We start from the raw sequence: 24,384 nt of genomic DNA, 5'->3' as shown, positions 1-24,384 counted from the left end.
CGGTCAGATCAGCGCGCGCCGGTCCGGGGGCGCCCCGACGTCGCCGGCGGCGACCAGGCCGCCGCGCGGCACCGCCCGGCCCGCGGCCAGCGAGGCGGGGACGTCCAGCACCCGCTGGTTCCGGCTGCCGCGGAACGCCAGCGTGAGGTCGCGCTGCGCGAGCTCGAACCGGCCGTCGACCAGCACGTCGAGCTCGCCGAGCAGCTCGGCCTTGTCGGCCTGCCCCGCGGCCGCCTCGGCGAGCAGCTCCTCGAACGTGTAGCCCGACCAGCACCACACGTCCTTGGCCCGCCCGTGCGCGGCCCGCAGCCGGCGCACCACCCGCAGGCACGCGCCGGTGTTGAGGAACGGCTCGCCGCCGAGCAGGGACAGCCCCTGCACGGCCTCGTGGGCGAGGTCGGCGGCGATCCGGTCCGCGAGCGCGTCGTCGAACGGCGTGCCGTACCGGAACGACCAGGCCGCCTCGTTGAAGCAGCCGGCGCAGGCGAACGGGCAGCCCGACACGTACAGGCTGCACCGCACGCCCTCGCCGTCGACCATGACGAACGGCTTGTAGTCGGCGACGCGGTCCTGGCTCAGGGCCGCCGCGCGCCACTGGCCGACGGCGGGCGTGCGGGCCACGTCAGGCGCCCCCGGCGTCCCCGACCGCCGCCGCGAGCGACGTCGGGCCGGCGAGGTGCTTGACCCGGGACGAGATCTCGACGTGCCGGCCGTGCACCATCGGCCGCTGCTGCGGGTTGCCCAGGTAGCCGCAGGTCCGCTTGACGACGTCGCAGGTGCGCGGGTCGCTGTTGCCGCAGCCCGGGCAGGCGAAGCCGCGCTCGGTCGGGGTGAAGTCGCCGGAGAACCCGCACTCCAGGCAGCGGTCGATCGGGGTGTTCGTGCCGAGGTAGCCGACCCGGTCGTAGGCGTAGTCCCACACGGCCTCGAGCGCCTTCGGGTTCTGCTGCAGCACGGGGTACTCGCAGTAGTGGATGAACCCGCCGGAGGCGTGCTGCGGGTACTCGGCCTCGAAGTCGAGCTTCTCGAACGGCGTCGGGGCCTTGCGGACGTCGTAGTGGAACGAGTTCGTGTAGTAGTCCTTGTCCGTGATGTCCGGCACCCGCCCGAACTTCTTGGTGTCCAGCCGGCAGAACCGGTCGGTGAGCGACTCGGACGGCGTCGAGTACACCGAGAACTGGTAGCCGTGCCGGGTGGTCCACTCCTTCGCGCGGGCGGCGAGCGTGCGCAGCACGCGCAGCGTGAACTCCTTGGCCTCGGGGTCGGACTCCCAGTCGCCGCCGTAGAACGCGGCCGCGGCCTCGTACAGCCCGATGTACCCGAGCGAGACCGTCGCGCGGCCGCCCCGGAACAGCGCGTCGACGTCGTCGTCCGGCGCCAGCCGCTGCCCGAACGCGCCGTGCACGTACAGGATCGGGGCGTTCGCCGGCACGGCCTCCTTGCACCGCTCGACGCGGTAGAGCAGCGCGTCGTGCACGGTCTCCAGCCGCTCGTCGAGGAGGGCCCAGAACGCGTCCGGGTCGCCGCGGGTCTCCAGGGCGATCCGGGGGACGTTGAGGGTGACGACGCCGAGGTTCATCCGGCCCTCGACGACGTCGTTCCCGTCGGCGTCCTCCCAGCCCTGCAGGAAGGACCGGCAGCCCATCGGCACCTTGAACGAGCCGGTGATCTCGACGATCTTGTCGTAGCTGAGGATGTCCGGGTACATGCGCTTGGTCGCGCACTCGACGGCCAGCTGCTTGATGTCGAAGTTGGGGTCGTCCGCGGTGAGGTTCACGCCGCGGCGCAGCGTGAAGATGAGCTTGGGGAAGATCGCGGTGCGGCGCTCCTTGCCCAGCCCGAGGATGCGGATCTGCAGGATGGCGCGCTGGATCTCCCGCTCGAACCAGCCCGTGCCGAGGCCGAACCCGACCGACGTGAACGGGGTCTGCCCGTTCGACGTGAACAGGGTGTTGATCTCGTACTCGAGGCTCTGCATCGCGTCGTAGACGTCCTTGCGCGTCTTCTCCTCCGCGTACGCGCGACGGCGCTCCGGCTCGGTGACCCACTGCTCGGCGTCGGCCAGGTGCTTGGCGAAGTTCCGCTCGGCGTACGGGGCCAGCAGCTCGTCGATCCGGTTGACCGAGCAGCCGCCGTACTGGCTCGACGACACGTTGGCGATGATCTGCGAGATCTGCGCGGTGGCCGTCTGGATGGACCGCGGCGGGTCGACCTGGGCGTTCCCGATCCGGAACCCCTCGGACAGCATCGTCCGGAAGTCGATGAGGCAGCAGTTCGTCATCGGGGCGTAGGGGTGGTAGTCGAGGTCGTGGTAGTGCAGGTCGCCCTTGGCGTGCGCGTTCGCGACGTGCGGCGGCAGCATCCGCAGGCCGATGGCCTTGCCCACCGCGCCGGCCGTGAGGTCGCGCTGGGTGTTGAAGACGTCGGCGTCCTTGTTCGCGTTCTCGTGGACGACGGACGAGTCCTTGCCGACCAGCTGGCCGATCGAGTGGTTGACGTCCAGCGCCTTCGACCGCGCCAGGTCCCGCTGCACCCGGTAGTCGATGTAGGCCTCGGCGACCTCGTACTCGCGGGCCTCCAGGAGCGTGTGCTCGACGACGTTCTGGATCTCGTAGATCCGCACCTCGCCGGTGAACCGGGCGGCGAGCTCGGCGTCGATCCGCTCGACCAGCTCGGCGATCGTGAGGTCGTGCAGCGGGCCCAGCAGGCCGTGCACGTGCGCGAACGCCCGGCCCAGCGCGCTGTGCACCCGGATCGGGTCGAAGGGCAGCGCGCGGCCGTCCCGCTTCCGCACGACGAGCCCCGCGGCGGCCGAGGGGGAGTGCGGGGCCACGGCGGCCGGCGCGGCCCCCGCGAGCTCCGAGACGTGCGGTCCCACCAGTGTCATGCGTATCCACTCCCGGTCTGCTCGCGGCACTAGATGTAGTGCCGGGAACAGCCTCGCAACCCCACATGTGGGGTTCAATGGGACGAACGTCCCGCAGGTGCGCCGTCCCGCGGGGCGGGGTGGGGCCGTTCACCCGATCGGAGCACCGCGCCCGTCACGCCAGGACGCGGAGCTCCGCGACGCTCCACCACGGGTCGGCGTCGGCGGTGAGCCGGACGCGGAGGTACCGCACCTCGGCCCCGTCGAGCGCGGCGGCGGCCACCTGCCCGGCCCCCGCGCGGGCGGGGGCGGCGACGGTCCACGACGCGCCGTCCGCGCTGGCGAGCACCTCGTAGCCGCGGGGCCAGTCGCCCGCGCTCCCCGCGCCGGCGTCGAGGACGACGCCGCGGACCGCGACGGCTCGGCCGAGGTCGACCTCCAGCGCGTCGCCGGGGCGCTGCGGGCGGCCGGTGGACCACCGCGTCGCCGGGTCGCCGTCGACCGCGCGCGCGGCGACGTCGCCGGCGCAGCACGGGTCGTCCGGGGCGGCGGGGTCGGCGGTGGCGGTGGCCCCCGCCAGGTCGACCTCGGCGGGGAGCGCGGGGGCGTCGGGGGCAGCGGCGCGCGCAGCCGCGGGGTCGGCGACCGCGCGGGCGCCCGCGTCGCCGACGAGGACCGTGCTCAGCGAGCGCGGCGGGAGGCGGACGGGGTAGCGGGCGCCGCCGTCCAGCACGTCGACGGACGCGTCCTCGTCGCCGTCGTGGGCGACGAGCAGGACCGTCGCGCCGGCCGGGGTCCGGAGCGCCACCTGCACCACGGCGTCGCCGGCGGTGGACGTCGAGCCGACCCGGGTCGAGCCGCGCGGCAGGAACCGCGACGCGTGCGCGAGCACGTCGTGCTCCGCGTCCGGCGTCGCCTCCGCCCCGTCGACGGTGACCACCCCGGTGCAGGTGCCGCAGCCGCCGACGTGCGGGCCGCCGTCCGGGTCGAGCGCCAGGTTCCAGGTGAGCACCGCCGACGCCCCGTGCGCGAGCGAGGCCACCAGCAGGTTCCGGGACTGCCAGGTGAGGGTGTCCGCGAACGCCTGCTCCGGCGGGGTGCCCGGGGCGTGCGAGCCCGAGCACTCGGTGACCCAGACCGCCGCGTCCGGGAACTCGTCCCGGACCGCGTCCTGCGCCGAGGCGTCGCCGGAGTAGCAGTGGAAGGCCACCCCGGCGACCCAGCGCGCGGCGCCGCTGCGCAGCACGCCCAGCGGGTAGTCGGCCTCCGGGTCGGCGCCCTCCGGGGTCGAGGCGGCGTCCGCGGGGTGCAGCGCCCAGTTGTGGTCGTACGCGAGCACGTCGGGGTCGAGGCCGGCGTCGGCCAGCGCGGGGCCCAGCGCGTCGAGCAGCCGCACCTGGTCGGCGACCGGCATGTCCGTGCCCGGGTAGCCGTCCGGGTGCCGGGCCTGGGGCTCGTTCTGCACGGTGAGCGCGTCGACCGGCACGCCGGCTGCGGCCCACTCCTGGAGCGCCCGCACCAGGTACGCGGCGTAGGTCGCGTACGCCCGGTCGTCGTCGAGCAGCCGGCCGCCCTCCAGGCTGCCCGAGGTCTTCAGCCAGGCCGGCGGGCTCCACGGCGACGCGATCACCGTCAGGTCCGGCGCCAGCACCCGGATCTCGCGGAGCAGCGCGCGCACCGGCTCGTCGCCCGCGCTGCTGAGCTCCTCGAGGTCCCCGTCCGTCTCGCCGGGCGGCAGGTCGTCGTAGGTGCGGGCGGGCCCGGGGCCGGGCACGAAGTCGGAGCCGCCGAGCGCGACCCGGACGACCGACAGCCGCACCGGGCCGGCCGGGTCGAACAGCTCGGTGAGCAGGGCGCGACGGGCGTCCTCGGGCATCGCGAGCAGCAGCGACGCGGAGGACAGGGTGAGCGCGGCGCCGAAGCCGGCGACCTCCGGGCCGGGGTCGGCGGGGTCCGCCGGGTCCGCGGGGTCGGCGACGGTGATCGTGGGGGTGCCCGGGTCGGGCGTGCCGGCGGGGGTCGGGTCGACCGTCGCGGTCCGCTCGACGCGGTGCCCGCCGTCCGCGGTCGTGGTCCACACCTCGGCGACCCGGGCGGCGGGGTCGCCGTCGGGCGCGCGGTCCTCCCCGGTGCGGGACAGCAGCAGCGGCACCGCGACGGCCAGCGCGGCCACCAGTGCCGCGGCGACCAGGAGCGCGCGCGGGGCGCGGCGCCGGGGCGCGTCCCCGGTGGGTCGCTCCGACATCGTCGCCCCCTGAGATCGGCCCGTGCGCGAGAGTGGAAGGTCCTGACGGACACGCCGACGGCGTGTGGGTCACAACCTTCCACCGTCGGGTCCGCGCGGCGATCAGAGCGGGTCGGGCCTGCCCGCGCGGGGCGTCCGGGCGCGTCGGCGCGCCGTGGTGATCGGGTCGGTCAGGCCAGGCGCTTCTCGTAGCACCGGGACTGCAGCGGCAGCGCGGTGTCGTACGGCGGGTAGGTCGGGATCCGGGTCCAGCCCAGCGCGGCGTACAGCGCCTCGGCCTCGGGCTGGCGGTCGCCGGTCTGCAGGATCACGCGGTCGGCGCCCGCGGCGCGGGCGACCCGCTCGACCTCGGACATGATCGCGCGCCCCACCCCGCGGCCGCGCTGGCCGGCGGCCACCACGACGCGCTTGACCTCCCACTCGCCGCCGTGGTCCCGCAGGGCGGCGTGGCCGATCGGGGTGCCGTCGTGGTCGACGGCGAGCACCACGTGCCGGACCGCGGCCGGGTCGACGGTGAGGGCGGCGTGCGCCTCGGCGCTCATCGGGCCGGCCGACGCGTAGCGCGCGCCCATCTCGGCGTCCATCGCGTCGCGCAGGGCGGCGGCGCGCGGATCGGCCCACTCGACGGACTCGAGCGTGTACGACGCGTCGGACGTGGTGGTCATGCGGCTGGTCCCTCCCCGGTGCGCGCGGCCCCCGGCCCGGGGTGCGCGCCGCGCAACGTAGCACGCGGGTGCGACGGGGCCCGCGGGCGGCCGCGGGCTCGGGCGGCGGCACGGCCGGGAGCCGGCGGTCGGGAGGTCGCGGTCAGGCGTCCCGGCGGTCGCCGGCCGCGATCGCGCTCACCGCTCCCGCGGGGGCGTCGTCGTCGCCGGCCGCCGCCGCGGCGCACGCGGCCGAGACGGTGGTGTCCGCGGCGGTGCAGGCCGGCAGCAGGTCCGCGACCTCGGGCGCCGCCTGCCGGACGACGGTGAGCGCCGCGTCGCCGAGCGCCGCCATGCGGTCCGGGCCGAGTGCGTCGACCACCAGCCGGCGCACCTCCCGGACGTGGCCCGGCGCCGCGCGCCGGAGCTGGTCCTCGCCGCCCTCGGTGAGCCGCGCGCTGGTGCGCTTGCCGGCCGCCACGCACGACCCGCGGGTGACCCAGCCCGCCTGCTCGAGCCGCCCGACGGCGTGCGACAGCCGGGACGGCGAGCTCTGCGTGAGGCGCGCCAGGTCGCTCATCGGGATCTCGCCGTGCGGCCGCTCGGACAGCGCGACCAGCACGTTGTACTCGTAGAGGTTCATCCCCGAGTCCCGCTTGAGCTGCGCGTCGAGCGCCGCGGGCAGCGTCGTGAGCAGCGCGACGACGGCCTTCCAGCCCTCGACCTGGGCGTCGGAGAGCCACGGGGTGGCGTCCTCGACCCGCTGGCTCATGCCACGATGGTACCGGACTTGAACATTCAACACCGGAGTGCCTAGGGTGCGTGTTGAACATTCAACAGCGCGTCGCGTGCCCGCGGCGCCGTCCCCCCCGGGAGTCCCCATGACCGTGCTGCGCATCGACGCCTCCATCCAGGGCGCGCGCTCGGCGAGCACCGCGCTCGCCGACCTCGTCACCGCCGAGCTCGCGGCCGCGCGCCCCGACGAGACCGTCGTCCGCCGGCACCTCGGCGAGCAGCCGCTGCCCGCCGACGCGTGGGCCACCGCCGTGGGCGCCGGCTGGACGCCCGCCGAGCAGCGCACCCCCGAGCAGGCCGCCGCCGTGGCGATCGCGGTCGAGGTCGCCGACGAGCTCCGCGCGGCCGACGCCGCCGTGCTCGCGCTCCCGCTGTACAACTGGGGCGTCTCGCAGCACGTGAAGACCTGGATCGACCTCGCGATCGCGGGCGGCACCCCGGGCGACGCGTACCTGGCGGGCAAGCCGGTCGTGCTCATCGTGACCCGCGGCGGCGGCTACGGCCCGGGCACCCCGAAGCACGGCTGGGACCACAGCATCGACTACCTGCGCCGGATCGTCGGCGAGGTGTGGGGCGCGGACCTCACCGTGATCGAGCGCGAGCTGACCCTCGTCGGCGTGAACCCCGCGATGGACGCGCTGGCCGAGCCGGCCGAACTCATGAAGAAGGAGGCCGAGGCGGCGGCCGCGGCCGCCGGCCGGGCGCTCGCGGCGCGCTGACCTCCGCGCGCTCCCGACCGCCGGGATCGCATCTGTTGCGGGGTTCCCGGCCGGGGAACCCCGCGACGAGTGCAACCTCGGCGACCGCGCGGCGACCGCGGCGCGGCGAGGGCGGCGCGGTGCCGCGCGTCAGCGGCCGAGCAGCCAGCCGTTGTCCTGCGCGATCCGGACCGCCTCCGCCCGGGTGCGGCCGCCGGTCTTGCCCATCGCCGAGGACAGGTAGTTCCGGACCGTGCCCTCGGACAGGTACGTCTCGCGCGCGATGTCGGCGACGGTCCCGCCGCCCGCGGCGTGCACGAGCACGTCCCGCTCCCGCTCGGTCAGCGGGCTGGTGCCGATGGCGAGCGACTCGACCGCGAGGTCCGGGTCGACCACCCGCAGCCCGCGGTGCACCCGGCGCACCGCGTCGGCGAGCTGCTCGGCCGGGGTGTCCTTGACGACGAACCCGCTCGCGCCGGCGTCGAGCGCGCGCCGCAGGTACCCGGGCCGGCCGAACGTCGTGACGATCAGCGACCGGCACGCGGGGTGCTCCCGGCGCAGGGCCGCCGCCGCGGCGATGCCGTCCAGCCCGGGCATCTCGACGTCCAGCAGCGCGACGTCGGCGGCGGAGGCGCGCGCGGCCGGGACCACCTCGTCGCCGCGGCCAACCTGCGCGACGACCGCCAGGTCCGGCTCCAGGTCGAGCAGCGCGGCGAGCGCCCCGCGGACCAGCGCCTGGTCGTCGGCCAGCAGCAGCCGGATGGGCGCGGCGGCGGCGGCCGCGGTCACCGGGTGGCCCCGGCCGGCGCCGTGGTGACCCGCAGCCGGTAGCCGCCCAGCGGGCCGCGGCCCGTCTCGACGCGCGCCCCGGCGCGGCGGGCGCGCTCGGACAGCCCGGCGAGGCCGGTGCCGGGCGTGCGGCCGGCGGCGTCGACCGGGTCCTCGACGGCGCCGTCGTCGTCGATCGTCAGGGTGTCGGCGGACAGGGTCACGGCGACCTGGGTCGCGGCGGCGTGGCGCAGCACGTTGGTGGTCCCCTCGCGGACGGCCCACGCGAACAGCTCGCGCAGGTGGTCGGGCACGGCGTCCAGCGCGCCGGGCACGTCGGCCTGGATCCCCGCGGCGTCGAACGCCTGCCGGGCGCCGGCGAGCTCGCCGGCCAGGGTCACCGCGCGGGTGCCGGCGACCATGCCGCGCACGTCGGCGAGCGCCGCCCGGGCGAGGCCCTGCACCTCCAGCACCTCGGCGCGCGCCCGGTCGGCGTCGACGTCCATCAGCCGCGAGGCGAGCTCCGCCTTGACCGAGATGACCGTCAGGCTGTGCCCGAGGATGTCGTGCATGTCGCGGGCGATCCGCTCGCGCTCCTGCTCGACGGCGAGCACCGCCACCTCGTCCCGGGCTGCCTGGAGCTGGCGGTTCCGCTGCACGAGCTGGGTGAACCCGAACACGGCCAGCGTCGCCAGCACGACGGAGATCACCAGGTCGTCGATCGGCTCCCAGCCCGGGACGACCCGCGGCAGCACGAGGATCGCCGCGATCGACACCGGGGCGACCAGCAGCGCCCGCGGGTCGCGGAGCAGGAAGATCGCCGACACCCCGATGAACACCAGCCCGACGAGCCCGACCTCGTCGGCGGCGAGCGTGGACAGCGCGACGAGGGCGAGCTGGGCGGCCAGGACGGCCGCGGCCTGCGGGAGCGGGGTCGGCGGGGCGAACGGCGCGGCGCGCCGGGTCACCACCCAGGCGAACGACGCCGCGAGCAGCGCGACGGCGGCCAGCGACAGGTCCCGATCCGCACCGGGGCGTGCGTCCCACGCCGCCTGCCAGGGCTGGAGCAGGAACACCAGCCAGACCACGCCGAGCACGGGGCCGACGACGCGCATCCGCGCCGCGCGGCGCGGGTGGTCCGGCGCCCACCCGGCCCCCTGTGCGGGGCGCCGGGGTGCGTCGGCGGTCCCGTCGGTGCTCACGCCGCCCACCGTAGCCAGGTGGCCGTACGCCCCGGTGCAGGCGTCCGCGCCGGCGACCGGGCCGGCGGTCGCACGCGGGCCGGTGGTCACACCCGGGCCGTGTCGCGCCGGAACCGCCAGGCGGCGCCGCCGACGAACACGGCCGCCCAGGCCACCACGTTGACGACGGCCCACACCGAGACCCCGTCGCCGGTGAGCGGGGCGCGCACGATCTCGGCCAGCCCGTAGGTCGGCGACACCTGCGCGATGTCCGCGAACAGCCCGTCGCCGAGCGGCACGAACAGCCCGCCGGCGAACGCCAGCAGCGCGAGCACCGGGCCGAGGATCTGCATGACGTTCTCGGCCGGGAGCAGGTAGCCCATGAACAGGCCGAACGCCGCGAACACCACCGACCCGGCCCAGGCCAGGCCGACGCTCAGCGCGATCCGGCCGGCGTCGCCGCTCGCACCGGAGACCAGGCCGACCAGCGTCACGACCAGCACGGACGCCAGCCCCAGCACCATCGCCAGCACGACCTTGGTCGCGACGTACGTGGCCGGGCGGAGCGGGGTCAGCCGCAGCTGCCGGGTCCAGCCCTGGGCGCGCTCGACGGAGACGCTCGCGCCGCCCCCGGTCGTCGCGAGCATCGCGCCGTACAGGGCCATCGAGCTCATGATCCAGGCGGTGACGTTCGCGTGGCCGACGGACTGGGTCGTGTAGGCGTCGGCGGTGCCGAAGATGAGGAAGAACACCGGCGGCATGACCAGCGTGAACACGATGGTCCGGCGGTTGCGGAGCAGGCGGCGCAGCTCGACCGCGAGGAACGCGGGGTTGAGCAGGCCGGCGCGCGGGGCGCGGGCGGCGTCGGCGGAGGCGGCTGCGGTGCCGGTCGCGGTGGTGGTGGCGGTGCGGGCGGCTGCGGCGGTCATGCGAGGCTCCGGGCGGTCTCGGTGGGGCGGTCGGCGGGGGCGGCGTCCGTGTCGGCGGTCGCCTCGTCGGCGGCGCCGTCCCCGGTGAGCGCGAGGAACGCGTCCTCCAGCCCGCGGGCGGTGATCTCGACGTCGGACGCGGCGGTGGCGGTCAGCAGGTGCCGGGCGACGCCGTCGGAGTCGGTGGTGCGGACCAGCAGCCGGTCACCCCGCCGCTCGACCGAGCGGACCCCGGGCAGCGTGCGCAGGGCCGCGACCTCGGCGTCGTCGGCGCCGGGCAGCGCGGCCGACACCAGCCGGCCGGCCGCGAGGTTCTTCACCTGGGCCGCCGACCCGTCGGCGACCACCCGGCCGTGGCTGACCAGGACGACCCGGTCGGCGTAGGCGTCGGCCTCGTCCAGGTAGTGCGTGGCGAACAGGATGGTGCGCCCCCGGTCGGCGTCGGCGCGCAGCGCGTCCCAGAACGCGCGCCGGCCCTCGACGTCCATGCCGGTCGTCGGCTCGTCGAGCACCAGGACGTCCGGGTCGGGCAGCAGCGCGAGCGCGAACCGCAGCCGCTGCTGCTGCCCGCCGGAGCACTTGCCCACGGGCCGGTCGGCGACGTCCTCGATGCCCGCGCGGCGCAGCACCTCGGCGGTCGACCGGGTGGCGCGGAAGAACGACGCGGTGACCCGAACCGTCTCCCGGACGGTCAGGTCCTTCAGCAGCCCGCCGGTCTGCAGCACCGCGGCGACCCGCCCCTCGGCGATCGCGCGGTCGGGGTCGAGGCCGTGCACCTGCACGGTGCCGGCGTCGGGCCGCGCCAGGCCGAGCAGCATGTCGATCGTGGTCGTCTTGCCGGCGCCGTTCGGCCCGAGGAACGCGACGACCTCGCCCGGGCGGACCGCCAGGTCGATGCCGTCGACGGCCCGGACCGTGCCGAACGACTTCCGCAGGCCGCGGAGGTCGATGGCGAGCGGCCCGGTCGGGGCCGCGGGGGCGCCCGTCGCGGCCAGGGGTGCGGTGGTGTCCATGCCGACCAGCCTGGCGCGGGCGGTCGCGGCGCTCCCCGGCCGCCCGTCACCGGCTCGGCATGACGGATGTCATCGTCGTGCAGGCGCGCGCGACCGGTCGGGGGCACCGTCGCGCGGCTCGGCCGCGCCCGTCGCTCAGACGGCGACCGCGTCCAGCCGGAAGCCGCGGGCGCGCAGCCGGTCGACCAGGGCGTCGCCGAGCGCCGTGGCCGGGGTCAGCGAGCCCGCGCGGTCGGGGAGCGCCGACCCGTCGAGCGCGAGCGCCAGCGCGGCCTCGCCCAGCATCACCGCGGTCGCCGCGTAGCCGGGGTCGCCGGACGCCTGCACCCGCGCCGCGTACCGCCGTCCGGACGCGGAGGTCGCGAGGAACCGGTGCCGGAACCAGCCCGCCTCCCGGGTCGCGGCGTCCGGGCCGTCGCCCGCCGCGGGCAGCGCGCGCTCGACCAGCGCGCGGGTCGGCGGCAGCGCGAGCGCGGCGGCGCCCAGCGCGGTCGCCCCGGTCAGCGCGGCGGCGCGCAGGAGCCCGGCGGGGCCGCGCCCGGCGTCGAGGTGCTCGGCGTAGCGGAGCCCGCGGCCGTACGCCCAGCCGGTCAGGGCGTTCGACCGCCGGACCACCTGCGCGTCGAACGGGGCCATCACCGACGGCGCCGCCCACCGCCCGGCGACCCGGTGCGGCGGCGTGAGCAGCCGGGGCTGGGGCGTGCCCGGCTCCGCGGCGCGGTCGGGGGACAGCGCGTGCGCGTCGGCGTGCAGCCGCCGCGCGGCCGGGTCGGTGCGCACCGCCTCGGCCTCGCCGAGCAGCGAGGCCACCGTCCCGCCGGACACCCCGCCGCGCGCCGCGACGAGGGCCTGCACGTCCCCGAGCCCGCCGTCGTCGCCCGCGTCCGCCGCGGCCCGGTGCAGCAGGTGCACGCCCAGGTCGGACGGGATCGAGTCGTACCCGCACGCGTGCACCAGCCGGGCGCCGGTGGCGCGCGCCCGCGCGTCGGTCGCGTCGACGGCGGCCCGGACGAACGCCAGCTCGCCGCTGAGGTCGGCGTAGTGCGTCCCCGTGGCGGCGCACGCCTCGACCACGGGCAGGCCGTGGCGGCCGTAGGGGCCGACGGTCGACGCGAGGGCGGTGGCCGACCCCGACGCCCGGCGCAGCGCGGGCGCGTCCGTCACGTCGACGACGACCAGCGGCCAGTACGCGGCGCGCGCGGGCAGCCGGCGACGCACCGCGGCCAGCCGCTCCGGGTCCCGGCCCGCCAGCGCCACCCGGGTGCCGGGCGGGGCGACGCGGGCGAGGTGCTCGGCGGTCAGCGCGCCGACGAAGCTCGTCGCGCCCAGCAGGACCAGGTCGTGCTCGCGGTCGGCCATGCGCCGCACCGTAGGCACGGGCCGGTCCCGGGCGCGCGGCGGAGGGGTTCCGGGAGTACACGCTGCGCTGTACTGTCGTGCGCCATGGAGACGGTGACGCTCACGCACACGGCCGCGCTCGCGCGGCTGGGCCACGCGCTGTCCGACGAGACCCGCGCGCGGATCCTGCTCGCGCTCCGCGAGGCACCGGCCTACCCCTCCGACCTCGCCGACGCGCTCGGCGTCTCCCGGCAGGTCATGTCGAACCAGCTCGCCTGCCTGCGCGGCTGCGGGCTGGTCGAGGCGATCCCCGACGGCCGGCGCGTCTGGTACCGGCTCGCGGACGGGCACCTCGCGCCGGCGCTGGGCGACCTGCTCGCGCTGGTCGTCGCCGTCGACCCGGACTGCTGCGGCCCCGACTGCGCCTGCGCATGACCGCCGCCGCCCCGTCCCTCGGTCCTGCCCGCCGCGCGGTGCTCCAGCGGCGCATCCGCCTCGTCGTCGCGGCGACGATCGCGTACAACGTCGTCGAGGCGGTGGTCGCGATCGCCGCCGGGCGGGCGGCGTCGTCCGCCGCGCTGATCGCGTTCGGGCTCGACTCGGTGGTCGAGGTGCTGTCCGCGGCGGCGGTCGCCTGGCAGTTCGCCGCGCCCGACCCCGAGACCCGCGAGCGGGTCGCCATGCGCGCGATCGCCGTGTCCTTCCTCGGGCTCGCGGTGTTCGTGACCGTCGACGCCGCCCGGGCGCTGCTCGGCGCGGGGGAGCCGGACCACTCGACGGCCGGGGTCGTGCTCGCCGCCGTCAGCCTGGCCGTGATGCCGGGGCTGTCCTGGATCGAGCGGCGCACCGGCCGCGAGCTCGGCTCCGCGTCCGCGGTCGCGGACTCGAAGCAGACGCTGATCTGCTCGTACCTGTCGGCGGTGCTGCTCGTCGGGCTGCTGCTCAACGGCGCGCTCGGCTGGTGGTGGGCGGACCCGGTGGCGGCGCTGGTGATCGCGGGCTTCGCGGTGCGCGAGGGCGTCGAGGCCTGGCGCGGCGACGCCTGCGGCACGCCCCTGGCGGACCTGGTCGGCGGCGACGCCCGGGCCGCGCACGACGACTGCTGCTGACCGGCTCCGCCGAGGTCGAGGGCTTCCGTCGAGGTCGAGGGGTTCTCCCGGTCAGCGGACGGGAGACGCTCGACCTCGGCCGAGGACAGACCCGCCGCGGCCGCCGTCCCGCGCAGGGGTCGGGGCCGCGACCGCGGCGGGGGTCAGGGGGGCGGCCGGTCAGGCACCCCGCGCCGGGGCCGTGCCCGGGAGCGCGCCGCCCAGCTCGGGCACCGCCGCGCGCAGCCGCGCGGTGTACGGGTGCGCGGGCACGTCCAGCACCCGCCGGGCGGGGCCGCGCTCGACGACCCGCCCGGCCTCGAGGACCACGGCGTCGTCGCACAGCCGGTCGACGACGGCGAGGTTGTGCGTGATCAGCAGCATGGCCAGCCCGCGCTCGGCGCGCAGCCGCTCCAGCAGGTCGAGGATGCGCGCCTGCACGGTGACGTCGAGGGCGGACGTCGGCTCGTCGAGCACCAGCAGCCGCGGTTCGGCCGCCAGCGCCCGGGCGATGCCGACGCGCTGCCGCTGGCCGCCGGACAGCTCGTGCGGGCGGCGGTCGGCCACGGCGGGGTCCAGCCCGACGTCCGCCAGCAGCCCGGCGACGGCGCGCGCCCGCTGCGCGCGCGGCACCCCCAGCCCCTCGGCCACCGCCGACCCCACCCGCTGGCGCGGGTCGAGCGTCTCCGGCCCGTCCTGGAACACCGGCTGCACCGCGGCGCGGTAGGCGCGGCGACCCGCGGCGTCGAGGCGGTCGAGCGCGGTGCCGCGGTACCGGACCTCGCCGCCGACCGGGCGGAGCAGGCCGAGCGCGGCGCGGGCCGCCGTCGACTTGCCGGAGCCCGACTCGCCGATGAGCGCGACGGACGCGCCCTCCGCCACGGCCAGGTCGAGGCCGTGCACGACGGTCCGCCTCCCGTACGCCAGGTCGGCGCCGGACAGCTCGATGATCGGGGCCTCAGGCACCGGTGACCTCCTCCTCGGCGGCACGGCCGTGCCCCAGCCGCGGCACCGCGGCCAGCAGCGCCCGCGTGTACGGCACGGTCGAGCGGTGCAGCACGTGGTCCACGTCGCCCGCGTCCACCACGGCACCGTCCTGCATGACGACGACGTGGTCGGCGACGGTCGACACCAGCGCGAGGTCGTGGGACACGAGCAGCACCGCGGTGCCCTGCTCGCGCCGCAGCCGGTCGAGCACGGCCATGACCTCGGCCTGCACGGTGACGTCCAGCGCGCTGGTCGGCTCGTCGGCGGCGATCACCGGCGCGCCCAGGGCCACGGCGGTCGCGATCGCGAACCGCTGCGCCTGGCCGCCGGACACCTCGTGCGGGTACCGGTCGACGACGTCGGCGGGCAGCCGCACGGCCTCCAGCGCCGCGGCGACCCGGCGCCGCGCCTCGGCCCCGCGGACCCCGTGCCGGCGCAGCGCGTGCCGCGCCAGCCGGCCGAGCCGCATCGTCGGGTTCAGCGACCCCTGCGGGCTCTGCAGCACCAGCGACACCGCCGAGCCGCGGACGCCCCCGGCGGCGCGCTCGGACACGCCCACCATCTCGGTGCCGCCGACGACCACGGACCCGGACACCCGCGCGGGGGTCCCGTTCAGCAGGCCGAGGACCGCGAGCAGCAGCGTCGACTTGCCCGAGCCGGACTCGCCGACGACGGCGACGCACTGGCCGGGGCGGACGTCGAGGCTCGGCACGGCGGACACGACCCGGTCGCCGTACCGGACCTCCAGGTCGCGGACGGACACCAGCGGCGCCGCGGCGGCGGCCCCGGCGGTCACGACCGGCCTCCTGCGGCCCGCGGGTCGAGCAGGTCCCGCAGCCCCTCGCCCAGCATGTTGAAGCAGAAGGCCGTCACGAGGATCGCAAGGCCCGGGAACGCAGACACCCACCAGTGCGTCGTGAACAGCGACTGCCCGGACTGCACCATCAGGCCCCACTCGCTGGTCGGCTCGGTCGCGCCCAGCCCGAGGTACGACAGGGACGCCGCGGTCAGGATGACGCCGCCGGCGTCGAGGGAGAGCTGCACCAGCACCGGCGTCAGCGAGTTCGGCAGCACGTGCCGCAGGACGATCTTCACCGGGTGCACGCCGAGGCAGCGGGCCGCGTCGACGTAGGGGCGGGTGCGGACGGACTGCGCGACCGACGCGGACAGCCGGGCGTACCAGGGCCACCACGTGGCGGCGATCGCGATGATCGTCGTCTCCACGCTCGGGCGCAGGATCGCGGCCAGCGCGAGCGACAGCAGCAGCGCCGGGAACGCGAGGAACACGTCGGTGACCCGCATGATCACGTCCCGCAGCCAGCCGCCGGCGAAGCCCGCGACGACGCCGAGCGTCACGCCGACCAGCGCCGAGATCGCGAGCACCGCGACCGCGATGCCGAGCGAGGTGCGCGCGCCGTAGAGCACGCGGCTGAGCACGTCGCGGCCGACCTGGTCGGTGCCGAACCAGTGCTCCGCACCGGGCGCGAGCAGCCGGTCGGCGGGGTGCGTGGCGGTGGTGCCGTCGCCGGGGAACGGCGCGACCCACGGCGCCAGCACCGCGAGCACGACGATCACGAGGAGGGCGACGGCGGAGGCGGCGGCGAGCCGGTCGCGGCCCACCAGCCGGCCGAGCCGGGTGGCGAGCGAACCGGCGCCCGGCACGCGGGAGGCCGGCGGCACCGGCGGGGCGGGCGCCGCGGAGGTCACGGGGGAGGGGTGGATGCTCATGTCAGCCGGACCCGGGGGTCGAGGGCCGTCTGCGCGAGGTCGACGGCGAGGTTGAGGACGACGTAGACCAGCGCGACCGTCAGGGTGACGCCCGCGATGGCGGGGGTGTCGACGGACGAGATGGCGGTCGCCGTGTAGGAGCCGAGGCCGGGCCAGTTGAAGATCGACTCGACCAGGAAGCTGTTCACCAGCGCGTAGGCGAACACCAGCGCGACCAGCTGCAGCACGGGCGCCGAGGCCGCCCGCAGCGAGAACCGCACCAGCACGGCGAGCCGCCCGAAGCCGAGCGCCCGCTCCATGCGGGCGTGGTCCTGCGCCGCCTCCTCGAGCAGCGCCGCGCGGGTCATCTGCGCGATGACGCCGGTCGGGTACGCGGCGAGCGCGAGCGCGGGCAGCACCAGGTGGTGCAGCACGCTGCCGACCATGGCCCAGTTCCCGGTGATCAGGGCGTCCACGACGGTGATGTCCGTCCACACGCTGAGCGGGCTGGTCGAGTCGAGCGCGCGGTCGTACTCGCCGGCGGTCGGGAACCAGCCGAGCCGGGTCGCGAACACCAGCTGGAGCACGAGCGCCAGCAGGAACACGGGCGCGGACACCGCGAGCACCGAGCCGACCCGCACCGACACGTCCACGCCGCCGGCGCGCCCGCCCCGGTACCGCGCGGCCAGGATCCCGAGCGGGACGCCGAGCAGCACGGCCAGCAGCATCGCGGCGCCGACCAGCTCCAGCGACGCCGGCAGCGCCGACCCGAGGTCGGACGCCACCGGCTGCCGGGTGTGCAGGCTGGTGCCGAGGTCCCCGCGGACGAGGTCCCCGAGGTAGCGGACGAGCTGCACCGGGAGCGGCTGGTCGAGGCCCAGCCGCTCCCGGGCGGCGGCGAGCTCCGACGCGCTGGCCCGCGCGCCGGTCGCCGAGACGGCCGCGTCACCGGGGACCGCGCGCGCGACGAGGAAGCTCACGACCACCACGCCGAGCACGACGACGGCGGCCTGCGCCAGGCGGCGCACCAGGTGACGGGCCAGCACGGTCAGCGGCTCAGCTCGTGCACGAACACAACGTTCGGGTAGGCCGGGTTGTCGGTGTAGCCCTGGACGTCGTCGCGGAACGCGCGCTGGTAGGTGTCGACCCACAGGGTGCTGACGGCGGCGTCCTCGACCTCGATGCGCTGCTGCAGCTGCTCGTAGGCGGCCTGGGCGGCGTCGGTGTCGGTCGCGGTCAGGGCCGGCAGCTCGTCGATGAGGGCGTCGACCTCGGGGTCGGCCAGGTACGACAGGTTGAAGTACGGCTCGTCGGAGGAGCGGAACACGTTGACGAACCAGGAGTACGCGTCGGCGTAGTCCGGGTACCAGTACATGACGAAGATGTCCTGGCGGTCGCCGGTGCGCGCCTGGTCCCACTGCGCGTTCCACTGCAGCGGCTGCGCGTCGAGGGTGACGCCGAGCTCGGCGAGCGCGGAGGTGAGCAGCGTGACGTAGAGCTGCTGGTTGTCGTCGCCCTGGGCGTAGGTCATGGTCAGCGTCAGCGGGTTGCCGTCGCCGTATCCGGCCTCGGCCAGCAGGTCGCGCGCCGCGTCGAGGTCCTGCTCGGTGCTGATGCCCGCGCCGGAGCCGAGCAGGCCGTCGGGGACGATGCCCTGCGCGGCGACGCCGGAGCCGTTGAGCGCGTCGACCAGCCCGGGGGTGTCGGTCGCGAGCTGCACGGCCTGCCGCACCCGCACGTCGGCCAGCGGGCCGTCGGCGGTGTTGTAGAGCGCGAGCAGGTTCTGGAACGAGCCGGTCTCCGAGGTGGCGACGCCGTCGGTCGACTCGGCCTGGTCGAAGATCTCCGGGTTCAGCGTCTCGACGAAGTCGACCTCGCCGTTCTGCAGCAGCTGCCAGGCGGTGGTGGTCTGCGGGGTCACGCGGTACTCGACCGTCGTGTACTGGCCGTCCTCCCAGCCGCCCCAGTAGCCGTCGTAGGCGCCGAGCGTGAGCTCGTACTCCTGGCCGCTGGCCCAGTCCTCGACGGCGTACGGGCCGGTGCCGGCCTCGTTGCCCTCGGCGAACCAGGCGTCCAGGTCGCCGCCGTCGCCGGCGGCCTCGGTGTCGTAGACGTACGCCGCGTACGCGGACGACGCGATCAGGTCGACCGGGGCCGCGTAGGACAGGTGGAACACCAGCGTCGTGGCGTCGGCGGCCTCGATCGAGTCGACGGCGTCCCAGATGTACGCGGCGCCGCCGGCCTTCGCGATCGTGCGGTCCAGCGCCTCCTTGGCGGCCGTGGCGTCGAGCGCGCGCCCGGTGTGGAACGTGACGTCGTCGCGCAGCGTGAACGTCCAGGTCAGGCCGTCCTCCGACGACTCCCAGTCGGTCGCGAGGCGGGGCTCGACGGTCTCGGTAGCCGCGTCGTACCAGGTCAGCGACTCGTAGACGTTCTCCATCGCCCGGATCTCGTTGGAGTAGGACAGGGCGGGGTCCCACTCGGTGACGATCTCGGTGTTCGTGACGAACGTGAAGGTGTCGTCCGAGGACGAGGCCGCGGCGGTCTCGCCGGTGCCGCGCGTCTGGCCGCCGCCGCACGCGGCGACCAGGGCGAGGACGGCGACCGCGCCGGTGGTGGTCAGGATGCTGCGTCGCACGGGGGTGCTCCGTTCTGCGGGGGAGGGGGAGGGGAGGGTCAGAGCGCGCCGAGGGGGCCGGCGGCCTTGACCTGCACGCGGATCGCGGGCTCGGGGAGGTAGGAGAGCGGGACCTCGGTCAGCTCGACGACCTCGACGTGCTCGGGGTCGGCGCCGGCCTGGATCGCCCGGCGGCACGCGACCGACTTGGCCTCGTCGAGCGCCTCGGTGCGGCCCGCCCCGGCGGGGACGATCGCCTCCCAGCGGCCCGACGCCAGCGCGATGGCGGCCCCCACGGCGTTGGCGACCTGGCCGAACTCCGGGCGGAGCACCGCGGCCACGCCGGGCACGTCGTCCGGGACCAGGAACGCCCCGCCGCCGACGGCGACCAGCGGCTGCTCGGAGCGGCCCATCGTCACCATGTCGACGGCCTCGGCGATCGCCTCGTCCGCGGCGGCCAGGCCGGCGGCGAGCAGCGCGCGGTCGTCCTCGCCGACGCGCGCGGCGTCCGCGATGTCGATCGTGGTCCGGCCGGCGACCAGGCCGCCGTCCGTCAGCGTCGGGGTCTCGCCGCCGAACGCGAGGCCGTGCTGCGGCAGCGCGTAGCCGACCGAGTCGGGCCCGATGCGGACCTCGTCGGCGGTGCCGCGCACCCGGGTGCCGCCGCCGACCGCGATGCCGAGGATGTCGGGCATCCGGAAGTTCGTCCGCACCCCGCCGATGTCGACCGCCAGCGCCGACTCCCGCGGGAAGCCCTTGAGCAGCACGCCCAGGTCGCTGGAGGTGCCGCCGACGTCGATCACGACGGCGTCCTGCACCCGGGACAGGTAGGCGGCGCCGCGCAGCGAGTTCGCCGGGCCGGAGCCGATGGTCAGCACCGGGTAGCGCGCCGCGTAGTCGGGCGCCATCAGGGTGCCGTCGTTCTGCGCGAAGTACGTGACGACGTCCAGGCCGTGCGCGCGGACCACGTGGTCGAGCGCGTCGGTGACATCCCGGGCCACGCCGTACAGCGCGGCGTTCAGCGCGGTGGCGTTCTCCCGCTCGACCAGGCCGAGCGAGCCGATCTCGTGGCTGAGCGACACCGGCACGTCCGCGCCGGCCTCGTCCGCGACGATCTGCGCGACCTCGAGCTCCTGGTCCCGGAACGCCGGGCTGAACACGCCGGTCACGGCGAACGCGTCGGCCGCCTCCCGGTGCTTCCGGACGAACGCCCGGATCGCCTCGGTGTCCAGCGGTGCGATCGGGTAGCCGTCGATCAGGTGCCCGCCGCCGACCACGACGGCGTCGACGAGGGCGGCGTCGCGCAGGTCCTTCGGCCAGGAGTACAGCGGCGGCACGGCGGTCGTCGCGGGCGCCCCGATCCGGATGACGCCGACCCGGCCGAGGCCGCGGCGCTCCAGGATCGCGTTCGTCGCGTGCGTGGTGCCGAGCATGACCCGGCCGACGCGGGCGCGGTCGTTGCCGAGCTGGTCGAGGACCGCGCCGACCGCGGCCTGCAGGCCGGAGGTCACGTCGCGGGTGGTGGCCTGCTTGGTCCAGGCCAGGACGGTGCCGCTCTCGTCGAGCACCACGGCGTCGGTGTTCGTCCCGCCGACGTCGATCCCGATGCGCAGCGGGCGCTGCCGCAGGTCAGCCACGGACGGCTCCGATCTCCTCGACGGGGACGTAGTCCAGGTCGTAGCCGAAGGCCCGGGGGCCGACGACCTCGAGCCCGCGCTTCGAGCGCCACAGGGGATGGCACGCCCAGGCCAGGACGCTGACGCGCTGGCCGTAGCGGAGGTTCTCGGTCTGGACGGCGCGGGCGCTCGCGGTGTCGACCACGGTGATGAGGTCCGGCACGGAGGCGAGCAGTGTGCCCTCGTCGAGCACGACGAGGTTCTCGTTCTGGATCTCGACGCGGACCAGGCGGCCGCGGTCGTCACCCAGGCCGTCGATGACGACGGAGCCCCGGACGAAGCCGCCGCCGGTGCGGCGCTCGATGTCGATGATCTTGCCGGTGACCAGCACGCGGGCGTCCAGCGCCTCGACGAGCGCGGCCAGCGGGTCCTCCGCGCCCTCGGTGGCGTGGCCGAGCCGGACCGCCTGGCTCACGGTGCCGGGGATGACCGCGCCGTCGAGCTGCGCGCCGTCCAGCAGGTAGTCGGCCATCAGGGCGTGCGACCCGGCGGCCACGGCGACCGCGCGGGCCAGCCGCTCGGCCCACAGGCCGTCGACCGGCTTCATCGTCGTGACGTTGCCCAGGGTGTCGGCCAGCACGATCGAGTTCACCGGCAGCCCGGCGACGTACATCGAGATCATCTGGACCTCGGGGAACGCGCGGCCCATGCCGTCGGCGTCCACCAGCGGCACGCCGAGGCGCGCGGCCCAGGCGACCGGCTGCACGCCGTTGGAGCCGCCGATCTCGGAGGACATGACGGCGGCCACCTCGCGGCCGGTCAGCTCCTCGACCGCGTCCCGCAGCCGCAGCACGTCGTCCGCGTCGGGGATCATCTCGGCCGACACGGTGGGGGCGCCGATGCCCGACAGCGGCACGACGAGGGCGTCCGGGGCGACGTCGCCCGGCTGGACCACCTCGACGGGCCCGTACTGCTCGAGGGCGTGGCCGGCGGCCAGCAGCCCGGTCTCGACGCCGCCGCCTCCGCCGGTGCTGAGCACGGCGCAGCCGCGCCCGAGGGCGCCGACCGACTCCGCGTCGATGGTCTGGATGGGGGAGAACACGCTCACGCTCTGGAGTCTGCGGGCCGGGTCCGGGTGGTGAGAATGTCGTCTCATCACGAGTTTTGGCGCAGAACTGTGCTGCGGACACAATTCGGGGCATGGCGACGGTCGGTGAGCTGGTGGCGCGTGGCGCGCATCACGGTCTGCGGGTGCTCGGGGCGGGTGATCCGGCGGCGGCCGCCGGGGCCGGCGGGGCCGGGGGTGAGGCGGGCGCGGCAGCCGAGGCGGCGGAGGTGCGCGAGGTCGCGACGGTCGGCGACCTGGCCTCGGTCGGGTCGCCGGCCGCCGGTGCGCTCGTCGTCCTCATGGCCGGGGCGCTGCGGGCCGCCGAGCCGTACGAGGTCGACGTCGCGGTCCGCCGGTCCGCGCAACGCTCGCACGCGGGGCTGGTGCTGGTCGGCGCCGACCGGGTGCCGGTGACCGCGGCCCGCATCGCCGCGCGCGCCGGGCTGCCGCTGCTCGCGGTGCCGGCGACGGCGGACGTGAACGAGCTCATCGTCTGGCTGAACCGCACCGTGCGCGGCGGGACCTCCGACACCGTGGCGCGGGCCGAGGCGGTGCTGGACGTGCTGGCCCGGGGTGCGGCCGGCGACGACGAGGCCGAGGACGGCGGGGTGGCGGCGCTGCTCGCGGCGGTGTCCGACGCGCTGGGGCGGCCGGTGGAGCTGCACGGGGACGCCGGGGGCCTCGGGGGCGTCGGGCGAGGGGCTGCCGCGGCGGGGTCCGCGGGGTCCGCGGGGTCCGCCGGGGCCGCCGGGTCCGTCGACGGGTCCGCCGACCCCGGCGCGGTGCTCGTCGGCGAGCGCGTGGTCGGCACCGTCCGGTGCGCCGTCCCCGACCGGGCGGCGGACCTCGTCATCCCGTCCGTCGCGGCGGCGGTGGGCCGCCTGGTCCGCCGCACCCTGGAGCACCGGTTCGCGCCGTCGCAGACCCGTGCGGAGCTGCTGGCGCAGATCGTCGTCGCCGAGCCGACCCACCTGGTCGGCCTCACCGAGCAGGCGCGGAGCATCGGCCTGCCCGTCGACAGCACCCACGTGGCGTTCTGGGTCGACCTGCGCCCGCGGCACGACGGCGAGGGCGACCCGCCGATCGCGGAGCGCCGCCGGCTGCTGTCCAGCGCCGAGATGCTCTGCCTCGAGATCATGCACCCGTCCGACACCTGGTGGCACGTGGTCCGGGTCGGCGGCAGCCTGCTCCTGCTGGCCAGCGACGACGACGGCGGCGACGGCCAGCTGCTGGTGCGGGCGGCGCGCGCCGACGTCGACGTGGCCGTGGCGCGGCTGGTCGCGGACGAGGGCGCCGTGGTGCACGTCGGCATGGGCACCGACCAGCGCGGCCTCGGCGGTATCCGGCAGTCGTCGGTCGAGGCGCGGTCCGCGGCCGAGCTCGCGCTGCGCACCGGACGGCACGGGGTCATCACCGTCATGGACACCACGGGTCTGCGCCGGGTGCTGGCCGACCTGCACGCGTCCCCGCTGTCCCGCCGCGTGATGGGCGAGCTGCTCGCGCCGGTCGACGCGCTGGGGCCGGCCCGGGCGGCGACGGCCGTGCGGACGCTGTCGGCCTACCTGGACCACCAGTGCTCGCCGAAGCACGCCGGGGCCGCCCTGCACCTGCACCCGAACGCGGTCACCTACCGGATCCAGCGGATCACGGAGACGCTGGGCGTCGACCTGGCCGACCCGGACGTGCGCCTCGGCCTGCACCTCGCGTGCCGGATGCGGGGCCTCCTGGACGCGGCCCCGGCCTCCTGACGCGCCAGCCCGCGCGGCCGCGCGCCGCCCGCGCGGCCCTCGCCGCCGGCGCCGAGCTTGCACTTGTTGCGGGGTTCGCGGCATCGGAACCCCGCAACAAGTGCAAGCTCGGCGGGTTGCGCGGGTGCGCAGGGTGCGCTCGGGACGGACGTCAGCCGGCGGCGACCTCGTCGAGCAGGGCGAGGCTGGCGGCGACGATCTCCGCCTGCGCCTCCTCGCGGGGGACCGTCGGGGTGCCGTCGCCCGGCTGCGGCCCGTAGTCGGCGAAGAACGCGTGCACCGCGCCGTCGACCTCGGTGAACGTCGTCGCCGCCGGCAGGTCCGCGCGCGACGCGTCGACGTCGGCCGGCGTGGTCAGCCCGTCCTCGGACCCGGACACCGACGCGACGACCAGGTCCGCGTCGGCCATGTCGCCGAGCGGGTACGACGCGTGCAGCAGCAGCCCGGCCACCTCGTCGTCGTGCGCGGCCGCGAAGGAGGACGCCGCGACCCCTCCGAGCGAGTGCCCGCCGACCGCCCAGCGCTCGACGCCGTCGAACGCCGACATCGCCGACGCCGGCTGGTCGGGGGAGGTCAGCGCGATGCCCATCGGCTCCTTCAGGGCGACCACCAGGTACCCGGCCTCGGCGAGCGGCCGCAGCACGGCGGCGGTGGCCCGGACGTCGACCCGGGCGCCGGGGGAGTAGACCAGGCCGGTCGTCGGCTCGGCCCCGCGCGGGACGAACGCGTACCAGCCAGCCGACTCCCGCACCTCGACGGCGTCGTCGCCGCGCAGGGCGTCGAGCGCGGCGTCGGTCGCGGGGAACGGGCGGAGCCAGGCGGTCGCGGCGGCGAGCACGGCGAGCAGCGCGAGGCCGACCCCGGCGCCGGTGGCGCGCAGCACGCGGCGGCCGCGGGGGCGCGCCGGCGCCGGGCCCGCGGCGGGCTCGGCGTGGGGCGACGGGGCGGGCTCGGCATGGGGCGAGGCGGCGGGCCCGGCGTGGGGCGACGCGGCGGTCGGGTGCGCGACGCCCGGCCGCCGGCCGCCGGTCGGCGG

General features: G+C 76.6%; 22 protein-coding genes. 4 read left to right on the top strand and 18 right to left on the bottom strand.

The window, feature by feature from the left end:
* Positions 1-3: 3 nt before the first annotated feature.
* From nrdG to AC3WUG_RS08325, 5 genes are all read right to left on the bottom strand, one after another.
* The gene (nrdG, locus tag AC3WUG_RS08345; RefSeq protein WP_492327256.1) at positions 4-621 is read right to left on the bottom strand and encodes an anaerobic ribonucleoside-triphosphate reductase activating protein; all 618 of its coding nucleotides are present in this window, start codon (positions 619-621) and stop codon (positions 4-6) included.
* A gap of 1 nt (position 622) precedes the next feature.
* Entirely contained in the window at positions 623-2,887 is a 2,265-nt protein-coding gene (gene nrdD, locus AC3WUG_RS08340; RefSeq protein ID WP_492327255.1) for an anaerobic ribonucleoside-triphosphate reductase, read from the bottom strand.
* A 154-nt stretch (positions 2,888-3,041) separates the two neighbouring features.
* Complete coding sequence (locus AC3WUG_RS08335) at positions 3,042-5,111, bottom strand: discoidin domain-containing protein (protein ID WP_492327254.1); 2,070 nt, start codon at positions 5,109-5,111, stop codon at positions 3,042-3,044.
* A 170-nt stretch (positions 5,112-5,281) separates the two neighbouring features.
* Positions 5,282-5,776, bottom strand: coding sequence for a GNAT family N-acetyltransferase (locus AC3WUG_RS08330; protein ID WP_492327253.1), 495 nt, complete (start codon positions 5,774-5,776; stop codon positions 5,282-5,284).
* A 142-nt stretch (positions 5,777-5,918) separates the two neighbouring features.
* Positions 5,919-6,527, bottom strand: a complete 609-nt coding sequence (locus AC3WUG_RS08325) for a MarR family winged helix-turn-helix transcriptional regulator (protein WP_492327252.1) — start codon at positions 6,525-6,527, stop codon at positions 5,919-5,921.
* Between the two features lie 109 nt (positions 6,528-6,636).
* Between AC3WUG_RS08325 and AC3WUG_RS08320 the strand changes: the two genes are divergently transcribed.
* Positions 6,637-7,269, top strand: coding sequence for an FMN-dependent NADH-azoreductase (locus tag AC3WUG_RS08320; protein ID WP_492327251.1), 633 nt, complete (start codon positions 6,637-6,639; stop codon positions 7,267-7,269).
* 129 nt (positions 7,270-7,398) lie between these two features.
* On the opposite strand, the gene AC3WUG_RS08315 is transcribed toward AC3WUG_RS08320, so the two are convergent.
* The 5 genes from AC3WUG_RS08315 to AC3WUG_RS08295 form a co-directional block, all read right to left on the bottom strand.
* Positions 7,399-8,037, bottom strand: a complete 639-nt coding sequence (locus AC3WUG_RS08315; RefSeq protein ID WP_492327250.1) for a response regulator transcription factor — start codon at positions 8,035-8,037, stop codon at positions 7,399-7,401.
* Positions 8,034-9,218 carry a sensor histidine kinase gene (locus AC3WUG_RS08310; RefSeq protein WP_492327249.1) on the bottom strand — a complete coding sequence of 395 codons (1,185 nt, stop codon included), beginning with the start codon at positions 9,216-9,218 and terminating at the stop codon, positions 8,034-8,036. Before AC3WUG_RS08310 ends, AC3WUG_RS08315 begins: the two co-directional genes overlap by 4 nt.
* Positions 9,219-9,304: 86 nt before the next feature.
* Positions 9,305-10,126 carry an ABC transporter permease gene (locus tag AC3WUG_RS08305; RefSeq protein WP_492327248.1) on the bottom strand — a complete coding sequence of 274 codons (822 nt, stop codon included), beginning with the start codon at positions 10,124-10,126 and terminating at the stop codon, positions 9,305-9,307.
* A complete protein-coding gene (locus AC3WUG_RS08300) occupies positions 10,123-11,139 on the bottom strand; it encodes an ABC transporter ATP-binding protein (RefSeq protein ID WP_492327247.1) in 1,017 nt (338 codons plus the stop codon). The genes AC3WUG_RS08305 and AC3WUG_RS08300 overlap by 4 nt, the downstream gene beginning before the upstream one ends.
* Before the next feature lie 135 nt (positions 11,140-11,274).
* Complete coding sequence (locus AC3WUG_RS08295) at positions 11,275-12,498, bottom strand: saccharopine dehydrogenase family protein (RefSeq protein WP_492327246.1); 1,224 nt, start codon at positions 12,496-12,498, stop codon at positions 11,275-11,277.
* An 84-nt stretch (positions 12,499-12,582) separates the two neighbouring features.
* On the opposite strand from AC3WUG_RS08295, the gene AC3WUG_RS08290 reads away from it, so the two are divergent.
* On the top strand, positions 12,583-12,912 hold the full coding sequence (locus AC3WUG_RS08290) for an ArsR/SmtB family transcription factor (protein ID WP_239199828.1): 330 nt from the start codon (positions 12,583-12,585) through the stop codon (positions 12,910-12,912).
* Positions 12,909-13,586, top strand: a complete 678-nt coding sequence (locus tag AC3WUG_RS08285; protein ID WP_239199830.1) for a cation efflux transmembrane domain-containing protein — start codon at positions 12,909-12,911, stop codon at positions 13,584-13,586. The genes AC3WUG_RS08290 and AC3WUG_RS08285 overlap by 4 nt, the downstream gene beginning before the upstream one ends.
* Before the next feature lie 159 nt (positions 13,587-13,745).
* On the opposite strand, the gene AC3WUG_RS08280 is transcribed toward AC3WUG_RS08285, so the two are convergent.
* From AC3WUG_RS08280 to AC3WUG_RS08250, 7 genes are read right to left on the bottom strand one after another with little or no spacing between them, the layout of a single operon-like run.
* Positions 13,746-14,531: an ABC transporter ATP-binding protein gene (locus AC3WUG_RS08280; RefSeq protein WP_492327245.1), complete on the bottom strand. Its 786-nt coding sequence runs from the start codon at positions 14,529-14,531 to the stop codon at positions 13,746-13,748.
* Positions 14,524-15,348: an ATP-binding cassette domain-containing protein gene (locus AC3WUG_RS08275; protein ID WP_492327244.1), complete on the bottom strand. Its 825-nt coding sequence runs from the start codon at positions 15,346-15,348 to the stop codon at positions 14,524-14,526. Before AC3WUG_RS08275 ends, AC3WUG_RS08280 begins: the two co-directional genes overlap by 8 nt.
* Entirely contained in the window at positions 15,345-16,280 is a 936-nt protein-coding gene (locus AC3WUG_RS08270) for an ABC transporter permease (protein ID WP_492327243.1), read from the bottom strand. The genes AC3WUG_RS08275 and AC3WUG_RS08270 overlap by 4 nt, the downstream gene beginning before the upstream one ends.
* Entirely contained in the window at positions 16,277-17,305 is a 1,029-nt protein-coding gene (locus AC3WUG_RS08265) for an ABC transporter permease (protein ID WP_492327242.1), read from the bottom strand. Before AC3WUG_RS08265 ends, AC3WUG_RS08270 begins: the two co-directional genes overlap by 4 nt.
* A 2-nt stretch (positions 17,306-17,307) precedes the next feature.
* Positions 17,308-18,897 carry an ABC transporter substrate-binding protein gene (locus AC3WUG_RS08260; RefSeq protein WP_492327241.1) on the bottom strand — a complete coding sequence of 530 codons (1,590 nt, stop codon included), beginning with the start codon at positions 18,895-18,897 and terminating at the stop codon, positions 17,308-17,310.
* 38 nt (positions 18,898-18,935) lie between these two features.
* Positions 18,936-20,513 (bottom strand): hydantoinase/oxoprolinase N-terminal domain-containing protein, encoded by a 1,578-nt coding sequence (locus tag AC3WUG_RS08255; RefSeq protein WP_492327240.1) that lies wholly within the window; start codon positions 20,511-20,513, stop codon positions 18,936-18,938.
* Positions 20,506-21,600: an S-methyl thiohydantoin desulfurase family protein gene (locus tag AC3WUG_RS08250; RefSeq protein ID WP_492327239.1), complete on the bottom strand. Its 1,095-nt coding sequence runs from the start codon at positions 21,598-21,600 to the stop codon at positions 20,506-20,508. The genes AC3WUG_RS08255 and AC3WUG_RS08250 overlap by 8 nt, the downstream gene beginning before the upstream one ends.
* A 92-nt stretch (positions 21,601-21,692) precedes the next feature.
* Between AC3WUG_RS08250 and AC3WUG_RS08245 the strand changes: the two genes are divergently transcribed.
* The gene (locus AC3WUG_RS08245) at positions 21,693-23,348 is read left to right on the top strand and encodes a PucR family transcriptional regulator (RefSeq protein ID WP_492327238.1); all 1,656 of its coding nucleotides are present in this window, start codon (positions 21,693-21,695) and stop codon (positions 23,346-23,348) included.
* A 151-nt stretch (positions 23,349-23,499) separates the two neighbouring features.
* Here AC3WUG_RS08245 and AC3WUG_RS08240 read toward each other — a convergent pair.
* On the bottom strand, positions 23,500-24,384 hold an 885-nt coding region (locus AC3WUG_RS08240; protein ID WP_492327237.1), incomplete at its 5' end, for an alpha/beta hydrolase.

Source organism: Cellulomonas sp. EB106-03-03-XG116 (assembly GCF_058792015.1).
Note: the sequence above shows the minus strand (reverse complement) of the source record. Positions and strands in the feature narration are given on the sequence as shown.

Bases quoted from the DNA above. Each gene is read 5' to 3' on its own strand.
- AC3WUG_RS08295 (WP_492327246.1), bottom strand. From the start codon at position 12,498: ATGGCCGACCGCGAGCACGACCTGGTCCTGCTGGGCGCGACGAGCTTC.
- AC3WUG_RS08300 (WP_492327247.1), bottom strand. From the start codon at position 11,139: ATGGACACCACCGCACCCCTGGCCGCGACGGGCGCCCCCGCGGCCCCG.
- AC3WUG_RS08325 (WP_492327252.1), bottom strand. From the start codon at position 6,527: ATGAGCCAGCGGGTCGAGGACGCCACCCCGTGGCTCTCCGACGCCCAG.
- AC3WUG_RS08290 (WP_239199828.1), top strand. From the start codon at position 12,583: ATGGAGACGGTGACGCTCACGCACACGGCCGCGCTCGCGCGGCTGGGC.
- AC3WUG_RS08335 (WP_492327254.1), bottom strand. From the start codon at position 5,111: ATGTCGGAGCGACCCACCGGGGACGCGCCCCGGCGCCGCGCCCCGCGC.
- AC3WUG_RS08285 (WP_239199830.1), top strand. From the start codon at position 12,909: ATGACCGCCGCCGCCCCGTCCCTCGGTCCTGCCCGCCGCGCGGTGCTC.
- AC3WUG_RS08330 (WP_492327253.1), bottom strand. From the start codon at position 5,776: ATGACCACCACGTCCGACGCGTCGTACACGCTCGAGTCCGTCGAGTGG.
- AC3WUG_RS08270 (WP_492327243.1), bottom strand. From the start codon at position 16,280: ATGAGCATCCACCCCTCCCCCGTGACCTCCGCGGCGCCCGCCCCGCCG.
- AC3WUG_RS08305 (WP_492327248.1), bottom strand. From the start codon at position 10,126: ATGACCGCCGCAGCCGCCCGCACCGCCACCACCACCGCGACCGGCACC.
- AC3WUG_RS08320 (WP_492327251.1), top strand. From the start codon at position 6,637: ATGACCGTGCTGCGCATCGACGCCTCCATCCAGGGCGCGCGCTCGGCG.
- AC3WUG_RS08245 (WP_492327238.1), top strand. From the start codon at position 21,693: ATGGCGACGGTCGGTGAGCTGGTGGCGCGTGGCGCGCATCACGGTCTG.
- nrdD (WP_492327255.1), bottom strand. From the start codon at position 2,887: ATGACACTGGTGGGACCGCACGTCTCGGAGCTCGCGGGGGCCGCGCCG.